This window comes from Aliiroseovarius conchicola, from assembly GCF_041403445.1.
Taxonomy (GTDB): domain Bacteria; phylum Pseudomonadota; class Alphaproteobacteria; order Rhodobacterales; family Rhodobacteraceae; genus Aliiroseovarius; species Aliiroseovarius conchicola.
In genome coordinates this window covers 225,798-245,531 of sequence record NZ_JBGEHL010000002.1, presented here as the reverse complement: position 1 = coordinate 245,531, position 19,734 = coordinate 225,798, and the positions used below count along the sequence as shown (strand labels likewise).

Annotated in this window: 25 protein-coding genes; 20 read left to right on the top strand and 5 right to left on the bottom strand. The window is 56.1% G+C overall.

From position 1 onward, the window contains the following. Positions 1–54 precede the first annotated feature (54 nt). The 4 genes from V6N04_RS04120 to V6N04_RS04105 all read left to right on the top strand — a co-directional run bounded on the left by V6N04_RS04120 (position 55) and on the right by V6N04_RS04105 (position 3,568). Positions 55–327, top strand: coding sequence for a YrhK family protein (locus tag V6N04_RS04120; RefSeq protein ID WP_371168864.1), 273 nt, complete (start codon positions 55–57; stop codon positions 325–327). A gap of 135 nt (positions 328–462) precedes the next feature. Next, a complete protein-coding gene (cls, locus tag V6N04_RS04115) occupies positions 463–1,893 on the top strand; it encodes a cardiolipin synthase (protein ID WP_371168863.1) in 1,431 nt (476 codons plus the stop codon). A gap of 25 nt (positions 1,894–1,918) precedes the next feature. After that, a complete protein-coding gene (locus V6N04_RS04110) occupies positions 1,919–3,085 on the top strand; it encodes a mechanosensitive ion channel family protein (protein WP_371168862.1) in 1,167 nt (388 codons plus the stop codon). Between the two features lie 129 nt (positions 3,086–3,214). Then, positions 3,215–3,568: a hypothetical protein gene (locus V6N04_RS04105; protein ID WP_371168861.1), complete on the top strand. Its 354-nt coding sequence runs from the start codon at positions 3,215–3,217 to the stop codon at positions 3,566–3,568. Between the two features lie 34 nt (positions 3,569–3,602). Here V6N04_RS04105 and V6N04_RS04100 read toward each other — a convergent pair whose 3' ends face one another. Beyond that, positions 3,603–4,616, bottom strand: a complete 1,014-nt coding sequence (locus V6N04_RS04100; RefSeq protein ID WP_371168860.1) for a hypothetical protein — start codon at positions 4,614–4,616, stop codon at positions 3,603–3,605. Between the two features lie 142 nt (positions 4,617–4,758). Here V6N04_RS04100 and V6N04_RS04095 point away from each other — a divergent pair, with 142 nt between their 5' ends. After that, positions 4,759–5,196: a hypothetical protein gene (locus V6N04_RS04095; RefSeq protein WP_371168859.1), complete on the top strand. Its 438-nt coding sequence runs from the start codon at positions 4,759–4,761 to the stop codon at positions 5,194–5,196. Between the two features lie 5 nt (positions 5,197–5,201). Here the strand turns inward: V6N04_RS04095 and V6N04_RS04090 are convergent, their stop codons facing one another. The 4 genes from V6N04_RS04090 to V6N04_RS04075 all read right to left on the bottom strand — a co-directional run bounded on the left by V6N04_RS04090 (position 5,202) and on the right by V6N04_RS04075 (position 7,854). Beyond that, positions 5,202–5,696 (bottom strand): flavin reductase family protein, encoded by a 495-nt coding sequence (locus V6N04_RS04090; protein ID WP_371168858.1) that lies wholly within the window; start codon positions 5,694–5,696, stop codon positions 5,202–5,204. Between the two features lie 115 nt (positions 5,697–5,811). Further along, positions 5,812–6,870: a YeeE/YedE family protein gene (locus V6N04_RS04085; RefSeq protein WP_371168857.1), complete on the bottom strand. Its 1,059-nt coding sequence runs from the start codon at positions 6,868–6,870 to the stop codon at positions 5,812–5,814. 91 nt (positions 6,871–6,961) lie between these two features. Next, the gene (locus tag V6N04_RS04080; protein ID WP_371168856.1) at positions 6,962–7,327 is read right to left on the bottom strand and encodes an ArsR/SmtB family transcription factor; all 366 of its coding nucleotides are present in this window, start codon (positions 7,325–7,327) and stop codon (positions 6,962–6,964) included. A 116-nt stretch (positions 7,328–7,443) separates the two neighbouring features. Next, on the bottom strand, positions 7,444–7,854 hold the full coding sequence (locus V6N04_RS04075; RefSeq protein ID WP_371168855.1) for a thioredoxin family protein: 411 nt from the start codon (positions 7,852–7,854) through the stop codon (positions 7,444–7,446). Between the two features lie 84 nt (positions 7,855–7,938). On the opposite strand from V6N04_RS04075, the gene V6N04_RS04070 reads away from it, so the two are divergent. From V6N04_RS04070 to V6N04_RS04000, 15 genes are all read left to right on the top strand, one after another. Next, entirely contained in the window at positions 7,939–8,676 is a 738-nt protein-coding gene (locus V6N04_RS04070) for a cytochrome c biogenesis CcdA family protein (RefSeq protein WP_371168854.1), read from the top strand. A 143-nt stretch (positions 8,677–8,819) separates the two neighbouring features. After that, on the top strand, positions 8,820–9,290 hold the full coding sequence (gene soxX, locus V6N04_RS04065) for a sulfur oxidation c-type cytochrome SoxX (RefSeq protein WP_371168853.1): 471 nt from the start codon (positions 8,820–8,822) through the stop codon (positions 9,288–9,290). A 53-nt stretch (positions 9,291–9,343) separates the two neighbouring features. Then, positions 9,344–9,760, top strand: coding sequence for a thiosulfate oxidation carrier protein SoxY (soxY, locus tag V6N04_RS04060; RefSeq protein WP_371168852.1), 417 nt, complete (start codon positions 9,344–9,346; stop codon positions 9,758–9,760). Positions 9,761–9,839: 79 nt separating this feature from the next. Then, positions 9,840–10,169 carry a thiosulfate oxidation carrier complex protein SoxZ gene (gene soxZ / locus V6N04_RS04055; protein ID WP_371168851.1) on the top strand — a complete coding sequence of 110 codons (330 nt, stop codon included), beginning with the start codon at positions 9,840–9,842 and terminating at the stop codon, positions 10,167–10,169. A gap of 26 nt (positions 10,170–10,195) precedes the next feature. Next, on the top strand, positions 10,196–11,047 hold the full coding sequence (gene soxA, locus V6N04_RS04050; protein ID WP_371168850.1) for a sulfur oxidation c-type cytochrome SoxA: 852 nt from the start codon (positions 10,196–10,198) through the stop codon (positions 11,045–11,047). 107 nt (positions 11,048–11,154) lie between these two features. Further along, positions 11,155–12,852: a thiosulfohydrolase SoxB gene (gene soxB / locus V6N04_RS04045; RefSeq protein WP_371168849.1), complete on the top strand. Its 1,698-nt coding sequence runs from the start codon at positions 11,155–11,157 to the stop codon at positions 12,850–12,852. A gap of 94 nt (positions 12,853–12,946) precedes the next feature. After that, on the top strand, positions 12,947–14,227 hold the full coding sequence (gene soxC / locus V6N04_RS04040; RefSeq protein ID WP_371168848.1) for a sulfite dehydrogenase: 1,281 nt from the start codon (positions 12,947–12,949) through the stop codon (positions 14,225–14,227). Then, on the top strand, positions 14,211–15,245 hold the full coding sequence (locus tag V6N04_RS04035; protein ID WP_371168847.1) for a c-type cytochrome: 1,035 nt from the start codon (positions 14,211–14,213) through the stop codon (positions 15,243–15,245). The genes soxC and V6N04_RS04035 overlap by 17 nt, the downstream gene beginning before the upstream one ends. A gap of 81 nt (positions 15,246–15,326) precedes the next feature. Then, positions 15,327–15,914, top strand: coding sequence for a thioredoxin family protein (locus V6N04_RS04030; protein ID WP_371168846.1), 588 nt, complete (start codon positions 15,327–15,329; stop codon positions 15,912–15,914). A gap of 180 nt (positions 15,915–16,094) precedes the next feature. Next, positions 16,095–16,553, top strand: a complete 459-nt coding sequence (locus V6N04_RS04025; protein ID WP_371168845.1) for a DUF302 domain-containing protein — start codon at positions 16,095–16,097, stop codon at positions 16,551–16,553. A gap of 42 nt (positions 16,554–16,595) precedes the next feature. Then, positions 16,596–17,030: a YeeE/YedE family protein gene (locus tag V6N04_RS04020; protein ID WP_371168844.1), complete on the top strand. Its 435-nt coding sequence runs from the start codon at positions 16,596–16,598 to the stop codon at positions 17,028–17,030. 12 nt (positions 17,031–17,042) lie between these two features. Continuing rightward, entirely contained in the window at positions 17,043–17,486 is a 444-nt protein-coding gene (locus V6N04_RS04015) for a DUF6691 family protein (RefSeq protein WP_371168843.1), read from the top strand. A gap of 44 nt (positions 17,487–17,530) precedes the next feature. Further along, positions 17,531–18,418, top strand: a complete 888-nt coding sequence (locus tag V6N04_RS04010) for an MBL fold metallo-hydrolase (RefSeq protein ID WP_371168842.1) — start codon at positions 17,531–17,533, stop codon at positions 18,416–18,418. Positions 18,419–18,430: 12 nt separating this feature from the next. After that, positions 18,431–18,757: a protein tyrosine phosphatase family protein gene (locus V6N04_RS04005; RefSeq protein WP_371168841.1), complete on the top strand. Its 327-nt coding sequence runs from the start codon at positions 18,431–18,433 to the stop codon at positions 18,755–18,757. Between the two features lie 168 nt (positions 18,758–18,925). After that, positions 18,926–19,693, top strand: a complete 768-nt coding sequence (locus tag V6N04_RS04000; protein ID WP_371168840.1) for an SDR family NAD(P)-dependent oxidoreductase — start codon at positions 18,926–18,928, stop codon at positions 19,691–19,693. Positions 19,694–19,734 lie beyond the last annotated feature (41 nt).

The window sequence follows — 19,734 nt, the reverse complement described above, 5'->3', positions numbered from 1 at the left end:
CCTCTCCGCCATCGGGTCACGTGAACCGGTGGCGGTTTTTTAAAGGCAGAGACAATGAAACTGTTCAATCCCGACAATCACACCCGATCCGCCCAACATAAGAAGATTTATGCCCTATGCGAGCTGGCTTACACGATCGTCGACTTCTCGGCTGCTGCTTTGTTCGTTGTTGGCAGCATCCTGTTTTTCAGCGCGGCGACCACCTATGCCGGTACATGGTTGTTCCTTGTGGGGTCCGTGCTGTTCGGCTTGCGCCCCTCGATTAAGCTCTATCGAGAGTTCGCATATCTGCGGGTCGCCGACTACGACGATCTGGCCAAGGACTAGAGCGCGACTTGTCATAGAGTGGGCCGAAGGCCATCTGGCCTAGTTGTATTCGTCCGGGTCTTGCCTCGCGAGGGAAAACAGCGTTGTCTGGCGGCACAGACTTTCTAGGGATCCTCACTGACAGGAGTGTCGTGCATGACCATCATTCTTGCTTTCCACATCCTGTTGGTGCTGTCGTTCACAGTCCGCATTCTGTTGCGCGATGACCTGTCACCACCTGCTCGGCTTGCGTGGTTCGTGGTTCTGAATATCTTGCCGTATTTTGGCGCCGCCATCTATTTCTTGTTTGGCGAGGTTGATCTGGGCAATCGTGCGAACAAGCTGCACGATAGGATTTTCAGTGAAATCCGCACGCGGGCGGTGGCGTTCATGGGACGGCGTGGTGATGTTGCGCGATTGATCGACCCGCTCTATCAACCACCGTTCAACTATGCTGGATCAATCAACGGGTTTTATCCGGTTGACGGCAACCGGGCCGAGCTAATGGCCGACGCAGCCGAGACGCGCCAACGTCTTGTTGCGGATATTGATGCGGCTCGGGATCATGTCCACGTTCTTTATTACATCTGGCTTGACGACAACACAGGTACCGATGTGGCCGAGGCATTGATCCGGGCCGCAAGGCGCGGTGTGACGTGCCGTGCGATGGCGGATGGGTTGGGGTCGCGGGCGTTGGTGAAATCCGAGCTTTGGCAGCGGATGAAGGATGCAGGGGTTCAGATGGCAGTCGCCATGTCGTTGGACAACCCGATCCGCACCATTCTGACCAGCCGGCTTGATCTTCGCAATCACCGCAAAATCACCGTGATTGATGGACGTATCACTTACTGCGGCAGCCGCAACTCGGCGGATCCGGAGTTTCTGGTCAAGGCCAAATACGCGCCTTGGGTGGACATCATGTTGCGCTTCGAAGGTCCGGTGGTATCGCAAAACCAGCTGTTGTTCGCCAGCGATTGGATGCAGGCAACCGGCGAGATGCTGAATGATATCGATTTGGTCGCAGAGCCGGTCGAGGATGGATTTCCGGCATTGGTCATGGGCGATGGTCCGACCGAGCGGCGGGGGGCGACGCCTCAGCTTTTTGCAAATCTGATTGCATGTGCGCAATCTAAGTTGTGCCTCTCTACCCCGTATTTTGTACCTGACAGCACCGTGTTCGAAGCGCTCTGCGCAGCGGCCCATCGCGGCGTCGAAGTGTCTTTGATCTTTCCTGCGGTGAACGACAGTTGGGTCGTGGCTGCAGTCAGCCGGAGCTACTATCGCAAACTGCTTGAGGCAGGCTGCGTGATCCACGAGTTCAACGGCGGGCTTTTACACGCAAAGACGCTAACGATTGATGGCAAGATTAGCTTAATTGGTTCGTCAAACCTTGATCTGCGCAGTTTTGATCTGAACTATGAAAACAACATTCTGTTACAGGACAAAAGCACGACCGAGGCGATCTGTAAGCGGCAACAGGACTATGTCGCGCGCACCTCGATTGTCACGCTGACCGAGGTGTTGGCTTGGCCGTGGTACATGCGCATTTGGCACAACGTCATGGCGACCATTGGACCGGTTCTGTGATTGCGATATTGAACACGAGGGATAAATGAACGAACTCAGCAGTTTGGAGAAGACCCTGTCGGGTACGTTGGGCCATGCGCCGTTTGGTATCAGTTGGTCCGCTTATTTGTCAGCGGCGTCAATCATGCTGGTCGCTCTTGTGCTGGTCTGGATGATCCGGCCGGTGCTCGACCGGATTGCGAAACGACAGGCGCAAAAAACGGAGCGCCACCTGCGAAAGCGTTTGGTCGATGCGCTTGTGCCCCCGCTTAGGGTCATTCCGTTGATTGTTGGCGCCTATTTTGCACTGCACGTCCTAAACCTTAATGGATCAGGCTCGGTATTGGCTGGGTTGATTATGAAGACGGTGGTTGTTGCGGCTGTTTTCTGGGCAATTGCGCGTCTGTCGTCCAATACCGACCTTCTTTGGGATCGCATGAATCTCAATCTTGAGAAATCTGCGCAGCGCTGGCTGGGTTTTGCAGTTCAGTTCCTTGTGCTGGCCTGTGGCGCCGCGATTATTTTGCAAATGTGGAACATACCTGTGGCACCTTTGATTGGAAGCCTGGGTGTGTTTGGGATCGCCGTTGGACTTGCGGCCAAGGACTTGTTGTCGAACCTGATTTCCGGCGTGTTGATCATGACCGAAAAGCGGTTTGGCCCTGGTGAATGGATCAAGGTTGATGGGGTGGTTGAGGGCACGGTCGAACAGATCAATTTCCGATCGACCAAAATCAGGCGATTTGACCTTAGCCCGGTTTACGTCCCGAATTCGGCGCTGGCTGACAATGCAATGACCAACTTTTCACGCATGACGTATCGGCGGATCAATTGGATGGTGGGCTTGGAATATGGAACGCCCCCAGAGAAGTTGGAGCAAATTCGTGATGGTGTTGAACAATGGCTGCAAAACGACGACCGGATCTGCCAGCCCCCCGAGGCGTCGTTGTTCGTGCGCGTTGACAGTTTCGGTGAAAACTCAATCAATCTAATGATCTATTGCTTCACAAAAACAACAGTTTGGAGCGAATGGTTGAAGATCAAAGAAGAGTTTGCTTTGGCGATGATTCCGATTGTAAAGGGCGCAGGATCTGGATTTGCTTTCCCAACCCGCTCGGTCTTTTTGCATCAACTTGATCCACCCGAGATTATCAATCCGGGTGATGCTGGATCTGTCACAGCGAAAGCGGGTTCGGCATCCGAAAGCCGTTAAGTGTCTGCCAGATGACAGACATGGGCCCCGCGACGGGATAGGAATGGGGTGCTGAAAGTAAGACTAGCGCGCGAAGAACCCAACCTGTGCAGAGTGGCTGCACGGGTTTGACCTGAAGGGGCATTGCAAATGTTTCACAAATTGGACACAGACAACACGCGCGTACAGGCGTTTGAGGCCACCGGAACGATATTGGCGGGAGACGTCCATAAATTGTTTACCCATGGCGAAGCTGATTTGTCAGAGGGCACGCGGCTCAGCATCTTGATAGGTGCAGATTTTGACGGATACCTGTCTGAGCTGGCCAAGGGATTGGCAAAAGAACTCAAGCGCGCGGATCTCGCGGACGTAAAATGCGCGGTTATCTTGCCTGACGGCATGGTGCAAGAAGCCGCATTGGCGCATGTGACGACAGATGGGGAAGAGCTGCGAGCATTCGGTGTCTCGACCCGGCAAGCTGCGCAAGACTGGCTGGCGGACTGACCGCGGCACAGGTGCGGGACGCTTTGCCGGCGGCTTAACGCATCCAGAACCCTTCGCGCTTGATCCGGTTTCGGATCATCTGTTCGCGGCGGGGCAGGGCCGTCCGATCAAACATCGCGCGCACCTTCTGTCCACGTGACTGATAGATCATCCGTTTCATGGGATCATATTCTTTCAGGACCTTCTTGATCTTGTTAGGCGCGGCGGCGGTTTCGATCACTTCGATCACGCGATCATTTTCTCGGGCATAGGCCAGTGGAAGCACACGCCAGTGGCAGGTGACATCACCATCCAGCCCGTCCAATTCGGGACCAGGGCGCCCGCCGCCGAAACTTGAGACGACCAAAGGCAGCGCGATTTGGTCAAGCCATGGGAAAACCTCCTGACACACCAATGCGTCAGGCCGGTCGTCACGAATAGCAAGGGCGTATTCTTGGAACCGCTCACCGAAGGTTTTTGGGCAGGCGCCAAAAAACCAACCTGCATTGAAATACATATAGCGTTGCCAATATTCGTCGGGCTGGCTGAGATCGAGCGACGCGTCATAATCCAGCTCGAATTTGTCGTAGAGCGATTTCCAGGTCTCACCATAACCGGGGCCGTAAAGCTCTATCTTTGGCCACGTCCCTTCTCGTTTCATCGACGCAGAAGGGTGCTCAAAATCGAACGGCACCTCTGACAGCTTTCCGGCCACGACCGTGTCGGTGTCAAAGAATACGAAGGGTTCGCCATCGGGCATGGCCGCCAGGGCTTCGATCTTATTGCCATTGGGATAGCTATGCCCGAAATGTTGGTTCTCAAACGGTATGATTTCTGCGCCAAGCGCCTCTAGCGCGTCGCGGATATGGGGCTTGATCTGGGGATTATTGGGCCAATGTTCACTGGGCTGAGGTTCCGCGACCAGCAGACGCCCGGCAAATCCAGGATCGGAATGCCTGAGTGAGGCCGCAAAGAGAAGCGCCTCGTATGATAGCCGTCCCGCCTGCGCCACAATGACAATGTTGAAGGCAGGGCGTGATTTCGCCGATTTCGCGGGGGTCTTGGGCATCGGTGCTTTGCCTGTGCTGCTCGTTTCGGGCAGTATAGGCAGGAAGGGAGCGAGTCTGGAAGCATTTCGAACATCCTTTGGTCGCTTTGCGATCTGTGGTCGAATTCGACGGTTCTGCGCCCGAATGAAAAGGAACAGGTTTGTGCACCATTTGACAAGTTTTCGTGTGTCGAGGTTTTGCGCTTCAAGCGCCGTAGCCGCTTGCCTAGCATCGGGTGCGTTTGCTCAGAATTTCACCACCGCTGTCGAAGTACGTCCCATACTGGATGCCACCAAGGGAAATTGGGTGGCCGTGCGCGAATATGACGGCAAGGACCTTCTGTATTTCACCCATCTTCTGGCGTGGCGTTGCGGGCTTGATCAAATAAGCTATGCGCTGAATGGGGGCGATGAACGGGTGTTCGACGCTGAGCCATGCTACGAGAACGAACCTCAGCCCAACGCGATCAAGGTCGAAGACAAACTGCCCTATGTCTCGTTCGATCTAGGCTCCATTGATATGGTCACTGTGCGTGTGGTTTATGACGATGGGGCCCAAGCCACCAACAGCTATGAACGCGCTGACATCATGACGCCATAGAGGCGTTAACGTTCGGGACTGAAGCCGCCGAAATGCCCACCGTGAAAAGCCAACGGTGATCCTTCGTGCATAGTCACGCGCTGTACGCGGCCCAGAACGATTGAATGGTCTCCGCCATCGAATGTGTTCTCGGTCGTGCAATCAAATCGTGTCAGGCAAGGATTGATGTGGGGGACGCCGTGGCTGTCTATGGTTATGTCGATGCCGCTGAAATCTTCGCCTTGCCGGGCGAATTTGCGTGCCACCTCTAGCTGGTCGTCGCACAACAGATGGACCGCGAAGTTTTTGGCAGCAAGGAACCCATCGTGGCGGGCCGATACTTTGGCTGGGCACCAGAGGATCAACGGCGGATCCAGCGAAACCGAGGTAAAGCTGTTCACCGTCATCGCAAGCGGACCGCGATCCGTTGCTGTGGTCACGATGGCCACGCCAGTGGTGAACAATCCAAGAGCGGATCGGAATGCTCCGGCGTGATCGGGGCTAGGAGTGAAACTGTTCATGACCCGTCAGGCCCTCGTTGATCTGGTATGACCGATGGCACCTGTCCATGCTGTCTCGAGGGCGGACCCTATCGGGTTGGTCGGTGTGTGAAAAGGGGCAATGCGTTGCGTCAGATCATTCCGCGACGACAAAGCCAGAGATCAGTTGACGCAAACCTATGGCAGCCCCCGCGACGATCGCCAGAAAGGTGACCGGCGCGCCGTAGTAGAGGATCGCGAACGCTGACAGGCCTTGTCCGATCGAACAACCAAACGCGATCACAGCGCCGAATCCCATAATGGCAGCACCAGCCATTTGCCGTTTCAACTCGCGAGGGTCTTCGCAGGCTTCCCATCGGAAATGTCCTTTGAACAAGCTGCCGATAAATGCGCCAGCCAAAACGCCCACGACGCTGCCGACACCGAAGTTCAATTCTGTACCGGACGAGGTCATCAAATAGATCAGAGTGTCGCCAAGCGGGGCAGAGAAGGTGTGGCTTTCAACGGGGATTGCGGAAAATCCGTTGCCCAGAACCCATGCTGTGCCGCCCCAACCTATGACAATAGCAAGCCCCGCGACCGCGCCCCAAACGATGGTTGATGGGCTTTTGCGCAGGTCTTGGTTGAGCAGCATGGCCGTAACAAGGATGACGCCAATGATGACCCCAACAGCACCCGATGACAGCCCCACGATGTTTTCCAACGCAGCCGAGATCGAGGGCAGGGCGCTTGGGTCCGCGGGAGTTTCGGGAAACAGGGCGACCCTGAGCGCTGCCAACGGGCCCGAGATTGCCACATATGCGGCCAGCCCCATAACCATCACAATGACAAAGGCACGTAAATCGCCGCCGCCCAGACGCGCCAGTGCGCCGAAGCCGCAATTGCCGGACAAGGCCATTCCATAACCGAACAGTAGGCCACCAATGATTGAGGCGAGCGGGTTCCATTCGAGGCGAAGGTAAAGCGCGTCATCGGCGGGCAACAGGCCCGAACCGATCAGCATGTGCGTGCCGATCATGGCGACACCGATGGCGATGCCCCACATGCGAAGCCGCAACGACGAACCGGCATACAGCGTGTCTTCGATTGCGCCCAGCGTGCAAAAACGTCCCAGCCTCGCGGCCAGACCCAGCATCACGCCACCGACAAGCCCGATCAGCGCGGCAAGATTGGCGTCCGAGATCCAGTCATACATGAGTTATCCACCCCATATCATTGATAAACCGTAAAAAATCTTTTTTACGGATACCCCATCTGGCCCGGCCGACTGCTTGATCTAAGCGGTTCTACTCCGCCGCTTTTTGCGTATCCGCAGGTGTGTCGACCGAACAAAACAACTCGTAAATCACTTCAAGAATACGGCGCGGGCGGTCGTCCGTCAGCGAATAGTAGATCGTTTTACCATCGCGGCGCGGGGTCACGAGCCCTTCCAGTCGCAACCGCGCGAGCTGTTGGGACACCGCCGCTTGGCGGGCGTGCAGCAAATGCTCAAGCTCGGTGACCGACTTTTCGCCGGTGACGAGGTGACACAGGATCATCAGCCGCCCTTCGTGGCTGATCGCCTTCAAAAGGGTCGAGGCGTCGCAGGCGCTGGTCATCATCTTGTCCAGCTCGTCGCGTGTCATGTCCTCGCGGATGACCGGCAGTGCCATGGTGTCACTCTCTTTTCTTGGTCGCTACACCGACTGTTTATCGGTGCAGGTCTCGGTTTGCAATCTGAGCCCCGGGCCGCTCACGAACCTGTGCACCCTTGCCACACGGGCATAGATCAATTCACAGCGGTCTCGGGCAAGGTCGTCGCGGTCGGGCGTTCATAGCTTGTTTCTTCGATCAGCATTCTCTCCAGCAGGCCCCAGAAGAAGTCCTCGCCCGGGTAGCCTTGCAGCCGCGCCACTTCAGCGCCGTCCTCTATCAGCAGAAAGGTGGGGGTGTAGACCACAGGGTGCTTCACCGAAAACCCCAGTGCTCCGGCATCGCCCGCGCGCACATCATGCAATTGTACCTTGCGCATCGGGGCAAACTTCCCCTCGGGCGTTTTGGGGTAGATGGCGCCAAGCTCTTGGTCCCATTTCAAGCACCACGGACAGCCCGGTTCCTCGACCATGACCAATTCCGCGGCGGCCAAGGGTGTCGCGAATAGGCTTATGGTAAGGGCAGTGATTGCGGCAAGCAGGCGCATTATTCGGGGCCTTGGCTAAGAAAGGTTGACCTTTGTTTCAATACAACACTTAATTTGAATATGTCCTGAGTTCAAGGAGAGCCGATGCTCGACATCTCATTCGCTGGCGCGGCCCTTGCGGGGCTTTTGTCATTTTTCACGCCCTGCATTCTGCCGATGGTGCCGTTTTACCTGTGCTATATGGCCGGGATCTCGATGGGAGAGCTAACGGGCGAAGGCAAGATCAGCGCTGGTGCGCAGAAACGCTTGGTGGTTTCCGCCATCGCCTTCGCCTTGGGTGTCACAACGATATTTGTATTGCTGGGATTGGGCGCAACAGCGCTGGGTTCAACCTTTGCGCGCCATAAAGAGACGTTGAGCTATGTCGGCGCACTGATCTTGCTGGCCTTTGGCCTTCATTTCCTTGGCATCGTCAAGATCCCATTTCTCTATCGCGAGGCGCGGCTAGAAAGCTCGGCAGCGCCCAGCACGCTTGTTGGCGCATATCTGATGGGGCTGGCATTCGGCTTTGGTTGGACGCCCTGTGTGGGGCCAGCGCTGGCGTCAATTCTGATGATTGCGTCAGGTATGGGAGACCTCTGGCGGGGCGCGCTTTTGTTGGCGGTCTACGGCTTATCGATGACGTTGCCTTTTGTCATTGCGGCGCTGTTCGCCAGGCCGTTTCTGGCCTGGGCAGGACGCAACAGGAAATACCTGCCTTGGGTTGAGCGGGCGATGGGGGTGATGCTGATCTTGTTTGCGATCCTGATCGTCACCAACAGTGTAAATGCTATCGGGCAGTTCATGCTTGAGCAGATGCCGTGGCTTTCTAATTTCGGTTAAATTGAGCAAAGACAATTTCTTACTAGATGTAAGTGAAGTGAAGGTGGGGGTCGTGCATCCTCAATAATTCAAAAATTAGAATTTGTTGTTGCGGAATATACTTCGCGTGTTAGGTTATTCCCACAACGGTCAAGGGAGGTAACATGAAGCGGACAACGATCACGCTTACGGCGCTGCTTGCGGGGCTAGGAATGGCGAATGCCGAAACGGTAGCGCCTGCTAACGTCATGTATGAAGATGGGGCAGTTGCCCAGTCTTTGACAGGCGTTGCCGGCGATCCAGTGGAAGGCAAGAAAATTGCATCAACGAAGTCCATGGGTAACTGCATTGCCTGTCACGAAGTCACAGATTTGGCCGATGCGCCATTTCATGGCGAGGTCGGCCCGATCCTTGATGGCGCAGGCGACCGGTGGAGCGAAGCCGAGCTGCGCGGCATCGTGGCCAACGCCAAAATGACGTTCGAAGATTCGATGATGCCGTCTTTTTATAAGACGTCGGGTTTCATCCGGTTGGGCAAGGCCTATACCGGCAAGCCGCATGAGGGCGATGTCGCACCTCTGCTGTCAGCCCAGCAAATCGAAGATGTTGTCGCTTACCTGCAAACGCTGAAATAGACGCAGGTGGGTTGCAGGCCTTAATCTACAGGCCCAATTTACAGGAGACACAGATGAAATTCACACGACGTGAGGCTCTGGCACTCGGGCTCGGCGCAACCGCTGTGGCGATGTTGCCAATGCGCGCGGCAGCGGCTGCGGACGATGCGATTGCCGCCTTTACTGGCGGTGCTGAAGTTGGCGAGGGCGGGATCACCCTGAGCGCACCAGAGATCGCTGAAAACGGAAACACGGTGCCGATTTCGGTCGACGCGCCTGGCGCGATGTCAATCATGGTGATCGCGACGGGGAACCCGACACCGGGTGTTGCACAGTTCAACTTTGGCCCGGCTGCTGGCAGTCAAGCTGCTTCGACCCGGATGCGACTTGCGGGTACGCAGGACGTTGTGGCGATTGCCAAGCTGGCGGATGGCAGCTTTGTGCAAGACTCGTCCACCGTAAAGGTCACCATCGGCGGCTGCGGCGGCTAAGCGCGGAGCGATCCCAGCAAAAGTGGATACCAGTTTTGCGGTTCGGGATTGCGACCACAGGAAATAGGAGTTTGAAGACATGGCAAAAGGTGTAAAACCCCGCGTGAAAGTCCCCAAGACAGCCTCGGCTGGCGAAGTGGTGACGTTGAAAACCCTGATCAGCCACAAGATGGAATCAGGACAGCGCAAGGATAAAGAGGGCAACCTTATCCCTCGGTCGATTATCAATCGGTTCACATGCGAACTGAACGGTGTGTCGGTCTTGGACGTGGCGCTGGAACCTGCGATCTCGACCAACCCGTATTTTGAATTTGACGCGAAAGTCGAAGAAACCGGCGAGTTCAAGTTCACTTGGTACGACGATGATGGCTCGGTCTACGAGACGTCAAAGCCGATCACGGTCAGCTGAGATCAGCGTAAGGGAGGAAGAACATAATGAAGAAACTTCACGGCATTACAGCTATGATCGCGGTCTCGCTTTGCGGGGCAGGGATCGCCACGGCCGATGAAAACGCTGAGCTTATCATCAACGGCGAGACCGAGATTGTCACCCGCACCGAAGCCCCCGCGCATCTGTCCGATGTGATGGACGAGGTAATCTCGGGCTGGGTGTTCCGCTCGGATCTGACGCAAGAAATGCAGATGGATGATTTCGACAATCCGGGCATGCTGGGCGTAGAAAATGGCGCGGAAATCTGGGCCACAGTGGACGGGACCGAGGGAAAATCCTGCATGGATTGCCATGGCGAACCTGAAACAATGGCCGGTGTCAAAGCGACATACCCCAAATGGAACGAAGAGGCCGGTAAGGTCTTTACCATCCAGATGCAGGTCAATGATTGTCGCACCAAACGCATGGGCGCCGAAGCTTGGGGCTATGACAAGCCGCCCGCGATCGACGTGGAAGCCCTTTTGGCGTCTGTCTCGCGCGGAATGCCCGTCAATGTCGCAATTGACGGTCCCGGTCACGCAACGTGGGAGCAGGGTAAAGAGCTTTACTATTCGCGCACCGGTCAGTTGGAGCTGAGCTGTGCCAATTGTCATGAAGACAATTATGGCAACATGATCCGCGCCGATCATCTGAGCCAAGGCCAGATCAACGGGTTTCCGGTGTATCGTCTGAAAAACACCAAACTAAACGGTGCGCATTCGCGCTTTAAGGGCTGCGTGCGTGATACGCGTGCACATACCTACAAGCCGGGTTCGGATGAATTTGTCGCTCTGGAAATGTATGTTGCTTCACGCGGCAACGGTCTGTCTGTCGAAGGGCCTTCAGTCCGTAACTAAGTTAATGCCCCGTCCGGTTTGTGCCGGGCGGGGCTTTCTGCACCAAAACATATTCAATCAGACGCATGGGATAGATCATGCGCTGGGTTGAAAGCAAGGAAAAGCACATGATCTCTCGCCGCGAGTTTCTTCAGGTCTCTATGGCTGCTTCGGCTCTTTATGGGGCGTCTGGGTTTGGCAATTGGTCCAAATTGGCGGCACAACAGGCGCTGACGCAGGACGATCTGTTGAAGTTCGATACGTTCGGCAATGTGTCTTTGATCCACATCACGGATATTCATGCGCAGCTAATGCCGGTCTATTTCCGCGAACCCGAAATCAATATCGGTGTGGGCGCCGCGCGCGGGCAAGTGCCACATATCACCGGTGATGCCTTTCTCAAGACGTTCGGGATCGAACCGGGGTCTCCGGCGGCCTACGCAATGACGTATGAAGATTTTGCCGCCTTGGGTCAGGCCTATGGCCGGATGGGTGGCATGGATCGGGTGGCGACGGTGATCAATGCAATCCGATCTGAACGCCCAGATGCGCTGCTGCTGGACGGGGGCGACACGTGGCAAGGGTCTTACACCTGTCACCACACCGCTGGGCAAGATGTGATCAATGTCATGAATGCGTTGAAACCCGACGCGATGACCTTCCATTGGGAGTTCACGCTGGGCTCTGACCGGGTAAACGAAATTGTCGAGGGGCTGCCCTTCGCCGCCCTTGGCCAGAATATTTTCGATGCGGAATGGGACGAACCGGCTGAGCTGTTCAAACCCTATAAGTTCTTCGAGCGCGGCGGAGTGAAGATCGCTGTCATCGGTCAGGCCTTCCCTTACCTGCCCATCGCAAATCCACATTGGATGTTCCCCGAATACTCGTTTGGTCTACGCGAAGCGAATATGCAGTTGATGGTCGACGAGGTGCGCGCGAACGGGGCGGAGTTGGTCGTGCTTCTAAGCCATAACGGATTTGACGTGGACAAGAAGATGGCCGGGCAGGTGCAGGGGATTGATGTGATTTTGTCGGGCCACACCCATGATGCGGTGCCGGATCCCGTGCAGGTGGGCAATACGTTCATCATTGCCTCTGGTTCGAACGGAAAGTTCATCAGCCGTGTTGATCTGGACGTGCGAGACGGGCGGATGATGGGAATTCGGTCGAAACTGATCCCAATCTTTTCGGACGTGATTGCACCGGATGCCGAGGTTACAAAACTGATCGAAGAGCAACGCGCACCATTCAAATCTGAACTGGAAACCGTCGTTGGGAACACCGATACGCTGCTTTACCGTCGAGGCAATTTCAACGGATCTTGGGATGACCTGATCTGCGATGCGCTTTTGTCAGAACGCGACGCGCAAATTGCTATGTCGCCGGGCGTGCGTTGGGGGCCGTCAATCCTGCCGGGCCAGGACATCACGCGTGAAGACATCTGGAACGTGACCTCGATGTCATATGGTCAAGCCTACCGTACTGAAATGACGGGTGAATTCATCCACACGGTGCTGGAAGATGTGGCCGATAATCTGTTCAACCCTGACCCGTATTACCAACAAGGCGGAGACATGGTGCGTGTGGCCGGTATGGGTTACCGGATTGATATCAACAAGCCGCAAGGCAGCCGGATCACCGAGATGACCGACCTAAGCACAGGCGAGCTGATCGACCCAGCGCAGACCTATGTGGTGGCGGGATGGGCCTCTGTGAACGAAGGCACCGAAGGGCCGATGATCTGGGACGTGGTGGAAAGCCATATTGGCAAGCAGGACACCATTTCGCTTGAACCGAACGTGTTGGTCGATGTGATCGACAGCTAAATAAGCATTGCCGGACGTCGTAAGGGGTCCGGTTAAAAATTGCGCAAATACATGCACATAGACGAATATTGAGATGCAAGAGGAGAGAAGCCAGATGAGTGACCGCTCAGCAAAACATGGCACATCCCGGCGGGCCTTTTTGAAAGGCGCCGCAGCAACCGGAGCGGCCCTTGGAACCGCAGGTGCGGCGCGGGCGAATGGCGATCCGCTGATCACCGAAGTGCAGGATTGGGCCGCGGGTTTGGGCGAAGGTGTGGATGCCTCGCCTTATGGCATGCCCATTGAATACGAAAGCGACGTGGTCCGGCGCACGGTGGAGTGGTTGACGGCAGACCAAATCAGCTCGATCAACTTTACGCCAATTCATGCACTGGACGGGACGATCACGCCGCAAGGCGTCGCGTTTGAGCGTCACCACTCCGGAGCGATCTCCTTGCGGAAAGAGGATTATCGTTTGATGATCAATGGGTTGGTCGACACACCCTTGGTGTTTACCTATGCTGATCTGGAACGCTTTCCGCGCGAAACACGCACCTTTTTCCTGGAATGTGCCGCCAATTCCGGCATGGAATGGGCCGGTGCGCAACTGAATGGGTCGCAATACACCCACGGCATGATCCACAACATGGAATATACAGGTGTGTCGCTGCGAACCTTGCTGGAAGAGGCCGGGTTGGATGTCGCCGGTGATTTGAAGGACAAGTGGATTTATGTCGAGGGGGCGGACGCGTCTTCGAACGGACGCTCAATTCCGATGTCAAAGGCGCTGGACGATTGCATGGTCGCGTTCAAAGCCAACGGCGAGGCGCTTAGGATGGAGCATGGATACCCGGCGCGTCTGGTTGTCCCTGGATGGGAAGGCAATCTTTGGATCAAATGGCTTAGACGGATCGAGGTCATGGACCGCCCGGTGGAAAGCCGTGAAGAGACCTCGAAATACACCGATACGCTGGAAGATGGCACAAGCCGCAAATGGACATGGGTGATGGACGCGAAGTCCGTGGTCACCGCGCCAAGCCCACAGATGCCGATCACACATGGTCCGGGGCCTCTGGTGATCACTGGGCTGGCGTGGTCCGGTCGCGGGGCAATCACGGCTGTGGACGTGTCACTGGATGGTGGCGTCAGCTGGCAAGAGGCGCGTCTTGCGTTGCCTGTGCAGCCTATGGCGCTGACCCGGTTCTATCTGGATATTGATTGGGATGGCGAACCGATGTTCCTTCAATCCCGCGCCGTCGATAGCACCGGATATGTGCAGCCTACCAAGACGCAATTGCGTGCGGTCAGGGGGCTGAATTCGATCTATCACAACAACGCCATTCAAACCTGGCACGTGTCCGCAGGCGGAGAGGTTAACAATGTCGAAGTTTCCTAAACTGTTGATTGCCTCGGTCCTTGTGGCCTCGACCACGATGCCGGCGATGGCTGGAAAGCTTGGCTTGGGGCGCGCCGCCACCGCTGATGAGGTCGCGGCTTGGGATTTGGATGTGTTTCCCGACGGATCGAACCTGCCAGACGGGTCTGGCGATGTCATGACGGGCGAAGAGGTGTTTTCAGAGAACTGCGCCTCGTGCCATGGCGAGTTTGCGGAAGGTTCGGGAAACTGGCCCAAGCTGGCGGGTGGTGAAGACAGTCTGGCCGATGAAGACCCGTTGAAAACCGTGGGATCGTATTGGCCTTACGTGTCGACCACGTTCGACTATGTGCGCCGCTCGATGCCGTTTGGTGACGCGCAAAGCCTGTCGGATGACGATGTTTACGCGATCGTTGCCTATATCCTGTATTCCAACGACCTTGTGGACGATGATTTTATCCTGTCGAAAGAGACTTTCGCTGATGTCGCAATGCCCAATGCCGATGGATTTATCATCGATGATCGGGCGGCCACAGAATATGGCGTTTTCACCGACCGATGCATGACCGATTGCAAGCCCGGTGTGGTCGAAATCACGCGCGAGGTGGTGTTCAAGGGCGACCCGAACGCAGGAGCCAGCGCGGATGAGACCGCCAGCGCGGGGAACGGTGATGCGGTAGAGGCGCCAGAAGAGGTGGTCGCGGAGGTCGTCTTTGACGCAGAACTCGTCACCAAAGGCGAGAAAGTCTTTAAGAAATGCAAGGCCTGCCACAAGGTTGGCGATGGTGCAAAAAACGGAACGGGCCCGATGTTGACTGGTGTGTTCGGTCGCCAAGCGGGCATGGTCGAGGGGTTCAAATACTCCAAACCGATGAAGGTTGCCGCAGAAGGTGGGCTGGTCTGGGACACGGACAATCTGTCCGCCTATCTGGCCAACCCACGCAAGTATATGAAAGGCACCAAGATGTCGTTCTCGGGTTTGAAGAAAGACAAGGATGTTGCTGCGATTTTGGAATTCCTGAAATCGCACAGCCAATAAGCTGGCAGTGGAAGTTTGGTGCCAAACGGCGGATGTGGTAGGCTGACCCTGACCCGTTTACCGCAGTTATGGGAGGCGCAGATGCGTGTCTTTACTTTCCTTGTCGGGATGATGATTCTGCTTGCGACGTCCGTTGCCTCAGCTGGCGAGGTTGGCGATGACGGTCTGCATATACAGCCTTGGTTTACCGACAGCTTTCTGGAACTTCCCGATGATTTGGCCGAGGCCGGGGCCGAAGGCAAAGACCTGCTGGTCTTAATCGAACAAAAGGGGTGTCCATATTGTCGTGAGTTGCACGAGGTCAATTTCGCCCGCGATCAGATCGTAGATTATCTGCAAGAGCACTATCTGGTGATTCAGCTGAACTTGTTTGGCGCGCGCGAGGTGGTGGATTTCGACGGCGAAGCATTGGAAGAACGCGACCTTGCCGTCAAATGGGGCGTGAACTTCACCCCAACCGTGGTCATTTTTCCGTCCGATGCGCCAGACACAAGCACATCACGCGCAGCCGAGGCGTTTCGGATGCCCGGATATTTCAAGCCGTTTCACTTCCTGAAATCGCTGGAGTACGTGTCCTCTGACGCGTATCAAGAGCAGGTCTTCCAGCGCTATCTGCAAGACGTGTTCCACGAGATGGAAGCCAAGGGTGAAGAGCCCGACGTGTGGTAGGACTGGCGGCGTTATCGTGGTTAACGTAGGCGCAGGGCGGCACTCCGGGTGGTTGTAAAAATTCCAAAAAGCGAATATATGGATTGAAGCGTTTCAGATGCGTAAAAGACCTATGAAACGCTTTGCCTGAACCCTTGATGCTCGGGTGCAAATTGCCTGCGTTTGAATAAAGGACACGATATGCGCGCCTTTCTGAATACAACCTTGTTGGCGGCGCTATGCGCTGTGCCTGCGACGGCTGATACTCCGATAATGCACGAAAGCCCCCAAGCCATCACATACAGCTTTGATGGTGATTTTGACGATGCAACCTTTGCCGTCGAAACGGCCATTGTCGGACGGGGGTTGGTGATCGACTATGTCAGCCATGCAGGCGAGATGTTAGAGCGGACCCGCGCCGATATGGGGTCCGATGTGGTGCTGTTTGACGCAGCCGATATCTTCATGTTCTGCTCGGCGAAAACCAGCCGTGACATGATGGAGGCTGACCTGATGAACATCGCCTTCTGCCCATACGGTATTTTTGTTTACGACAAAGCAGGCGACGTGCAGATTGGGTATCGCAAATACCCTGAGGGGGCGATGCAGACTGTGCAGAAACTGCTTGATGACATCGTCAATGAAGCTGTGTCCGAGTGACATGGCGCCAGTAAGCGCCGATCCTAGATTAAAGAGGTCCCTATGATCGAAACAGAATTCACACCGATAGCCTCCGCCGCCGGAGGCGCGTTGATCGGCCTTGCCTCGGTCTTATTGATGTGGGTGCGCGGGAACGTGTTTGGCGCAACCGGGATACTTGCTGGATTCCTGCAACCCGGAAGTTCGACGGACTGGGCGTGGCGCGCCGCTGTGATCGCAGGCATGATGACAGGCCCGCTGGTCTATTTGGTGGCCACCGGAGGATTTCCTGCGATCGAAGTGCCTGTCTCGACCCTGTCGATGATCGTGGGCGGGATCATTGTGGGGGTCGGCGTGACCTATGGTTCGGGGTGCACCTCGGGACATGGGGTGTGCGGCATGGCGCGCTTTTCACCACGCTCGATAGTGGCAACGCTGACGTTCATGGCGGGGACGACGATTGTTGTCTTTCTGACCCGCCACGTCATTGGCTTGTAAGGGGTTGAGTGGATGAAACTTCTTTTGACATATCTTGCGGGTCTGATCTTTGGTCTTGGCATCTCGATCTCTGGGATGGCCAACCCGGCCAAAGTGCTGAATTTCTTCGACTTTGCGGGGCAGTGGGATCCAAGTCTTGCCTTCGTGATGGGGGCCGCCCTTTTGGTGACGGCGCCGGGATATCTGTTGGTGTTCAAGCGCGAAAAACCTATGTTTGCGGAACGTTTCATGCTTCCGGGCAAACATCTGATCGACCGCAAGCTTGTGCTGGGATCGTTCACCTTTGGCATCGGCTGGGGTCTGGCCGGGTTCTGCCCCGGCGCGTCTTTGCCTGTGCTAAGCACGCTTAACCCATCGGTCCTGATCTTCACGGCGTCGCTGATCACAGGTATGCTTCTGGCCCGCTGGATGATCGCCCAAACGGCGCGCAGGCACCAGATTGAACCGGCCAGCTGACACATAACGCGGGGAATTCCCGTTTCGACGAAAGAGGACATCTGATGACAAATCCGCCCCTCAATCTTGCCGTCAAACCCGTGGTGAAGGCCTTTTTTGACGCAGATTCCAACACGATCTCATATGTGGTGAAGGATCCCGCTTCGATCGCCTGCGCGGTGATCGACAGCGTTATGGACATCGACTATGCGGCCGGTCGGATCACCCATGATCATGCGGACCAGATGATCGCCTATATTCGCGATGAGGGTCTGGTTTTGGAGTGGCTGATCGAAACCCATGTCCATGCCGACCACTTGTCCGGCGCACCTTATATTCAGGGTAAGCTGGGCGGTCAGATCGGGATCGGCAGCAAAATCACCGAGGTTCAGGACGTTTTTGGTAAGGTCTTCAACGAGGGCACTGAGTTTCAGCGCGATGGCAGCCAGTTTGATCGCCTCTTTGAGGACGGAGATCGCTACAAGATCGGCACGATGGACGCGTTTGTGATGCATACGCCGGGTCACACGCCCGCCTGCATGGTTCATGTCATAGGCGACGCTGCCTTTGTCGGGGATACGCTCTTTATGCCCGATGGAGGCTCGGCGCGGGCAGATTTTCCCGGCGGCGATGCGGGCGAGCTTTATGACTCGATCCAAAAGGTGCTGGCACTCCCTGATGAAACCCGTCTATTCATGTGCCACGACTACGGCCCCAACGGGCGCGACATTCAGTGGGAAACCACGGTGAAGGATGAAAAGGCCCATAATATCCATGTGGGCGGGGGAAAGACGAAAGAGGAATTCGTGAAGTTTCGTACCGAACGCGATGCTCAGCTGGATATGCCGCGCCTGATCATTCCATCGCTTCAGGTGAACATGCGTGCGGGCGATATGCCGCCAGCGGATGAAGATGGAAAAACTTTCCTGAAAGTGCCCGTTAATACGCTCTGAAAGGCAGATGAAATGCAGATGAAGAAACTCGACGAACGGGTCACGGTTGCCCCTCAGATTACGGTGGCTGATATCCCGGCAATCAAGGCCGCTGGGTTCGCCGTGGTGATGTGCAATCGTCCTGATGGTGAGGAGCCGGGGCAGCCGAACTGGGCCGAGATCGAGGCCGCGGCACAAGCCGCCGGTTTGCAAACCTCGTTTCTGCCTATGGCCACGCGCGAAGATGCGTTGGCAGTCATCCCGGCCTGTCGACAGGTTGTGGAGGAGGCTCCGGGTCCGGTATTTGCGTATTGCCGGACCGGGACACGCTGCGAAATATTGTGGATGAACGCACAATAAGCGCTATCAGCTTGGCGTAAGTGGCTGCTCTCAAATGAGAATGAATGTTTGACTGTCTGGGTAAAGGCCTGCCTGTCGGGCGACGTAGCGTCACTTGACCAGCAACTCCAGATTTATTGAACGCTTGTACAATTCTTGCTACAGCACGCCCATAAAGGGAGGTCTGTCATGAAAATCACCAAAGATACCGTCGCAATTGTATCGGGCGGCGCGTCGGGGTTGGGCGGCGCTGTCGCGCGGGCTCTGGCCGATGCAGGGGCTCGGGTTGGTATTTTAGATCTGAGCGAAGAGGCCGGGCAGGCGATGGCCGATAAGATTGGCGGGGCGTTCGCCAAAGTCGATGTTTCCAACCCAAGTTCGGTGGCTGATGGCTTTGCGTCGATCCGCGAACAGCTTGGTCAGGAACGCATTCTGGTGAACTGCGCCGGGATCGCACCGGCCGCGAAAACCCAGTCGAAGGGCGTGGCGCATGACCCTGATATTTATATCAAAACCATTCATGTGAACCTGATCGGTACATTCAATTGTGCCACGCAATCCGCCGCGGGCATGGCGATGACTGCGCCCGTGACTGAGGATGGTGAACGTGGCGTGATTATCAACACAGCCTCGGTCGCGGCTTTTGACGGGCAGGTCGGACAACTGGCCTATGCGGCGTCTAAAGGCGGCGTTGTTGGGATGACCCTTCCTATGGCGCGCGACCTGATGCGCTATGGCATCCGTGTTATGACCATCGCCCCCGGCATCTTCCGCACCCCCATGCTGGAAGGATTGCCGCAAGAGGTGCAAGACAGCCTTGGCGCACAGGTCCCGTTCCCCTCGCGCTTGGGGGATCCGACGGAATTTGCGGCCATCGCCCGCCATATCGTCGAAAACAGTATGTTGAATGGCGAAGTGATCCGGCTGGACGGCGCGATCCGTATGGCGCCTCGGTAAGGGTTGCTCATAAGGTAGAAGCCGTCTGAAACCGGGGTTGT